The following is a 1,590-nucleotide window of genomic DNA, read 5'->3' as shown; positions in this document are numbered from 1 at the left end:
TACTGTCCAGAACGAATGATGTAATCAAACGCTGACAGTGATGCTTTCGCGCCTTCACCAGTGGCAATGATGATTTGCTTATAAGGTACTGTTGTACAGTCACCCGCAGCAAATACACCTTTTACATTGGTTTCGTTGCGATCATTAATCACAATCTCACCACGGTTAGTTAATTCAACTTGGGTTTCTTTTAAGAAATCCGTGTTTGGTAACAAACCGATTTGTACGAAGATCCCCGCCAATTCGACAGTGTGTTCTTCATCCGTCGCACGGTCTTTGTATTTCAGTGCAGTGACTTGTTTGCCATCACCAACGACTTCTGTAGACAACGCATTTTTGATGACAGTCGTGTTAGGTAAGCTGTTCAATTTATCTTGAAGGACTTGGTCAGCACGCAGTTTGGTATCAAACTCAACCAAAGTGACATGCTCAACAATACCTGCAAGGTCAATCGCAGCTTCAACACCAGAGTTACCACCACCGATCACAGCCACACGTTTGCCTTTGAACAATGGACCATCACAGTGTGGGCAGTACGCAACACCACGGGTTTTGTATTCTTGCTCACCTGGTACATTCATTTCTCTCCAACGTGCACCTGTAGACAGGATGACCGTTTTCGATTCAAGTTTTGCACCATTCTCTAAAGTCACTTCAACTAAACCGTTGGCAGTTTCATCTGCACCTTTAATGTCAGACACACGTTGTAGGTTCATGATGTCGACACCGTATTCACGAACATGTGCTTCCATTTCAGCTGCAAACTTAGGACCTTGCGTCTTTTGCACTGATGTAAAGTTTTCAATGTCCATGGTGTCCATGACCTGACCACCCATGCGCTCAGCAACGATTCCTGTACGGATACCTTTACGAGCGGCATAGATTGCAGATGTGTTACCTGCAGGACCACCACCGATCACAAGCACATCAAATGCATCTTTGGCATTGAGCTTTTCAGCATCTTTCGCAGCAGAATTAGTATCAAGCTTCGCAACAATCTCTTCCAATGTCATACGACCTTGACCAATATGTTCGTTGTCTTGGAACACCATTGGTACAGCCATGATTTTGCGTTCCTCTACTTCGTCTTGGAAGAATGCACCATCAATCATGGTTGCTGTTGTGCCAGGGTTGTAGATTGCGATCAAGTTAAGTGCTTGAACCACATCTGGGCAGTTATGACAGCTTAAAGATACGAATACATCAAAGTCAGATTTGATTTCTAAAGCTTTAATGGATGCTAATACTTCATCAGATACTTTTGGTGCATAACCAGAAGTTTGTAGCAATGCCAAAATCAAAGAAGTGAACTCATGACCCATTGGTAAACCTGCGAAGAAGACACGCGGTTCTTCACCCGCTTTAGCAATACCAAAGCTCGGCACACGTTTATTTTGTCCATCAAAACGAGCTGTGACGAATGGAGAAAGTGCAGCCACTTCTTCCACAAGTTCTTTGATTTTTGCAGATTTGTCTGAATCATTTAAAGTCGCAACCAATTCGATTGGACCTTCAAGGCGTTCTAAAAGCGTTTTTAATTGAGCTGAAGTATTTTGATCTAACATTGCTAACGTCTCCAAAGGAGTAATA

1 protein-coding gene is annotated in these 1,590 nt (G+C 43.1%); it reads right to left on the bottom strand.

Going from position 1 to position 1,590, the window contains the following annotated elements:
• Window positions 1-1,565, bottom strand: a 1,565-nt coding sequence (gene ahpF / locus AC1M9I_RS14550) for an alkyl hydroperoxide reductase subunit F (RefSeq protein WP_481594350.1), incomplete at its 3' end; no start/stop codon positions are given.
• Between the last annotated feature and the right edge of the window lie 25 nt (window positions 1,566-1,590).

The sequence above is a fragment of the Acinetobacter sp. ANC_7553 genome (assembly GCF_056779895.1).
This window is presented reverse-complemented; position numbering and strand designations above follow the sequence as displayed.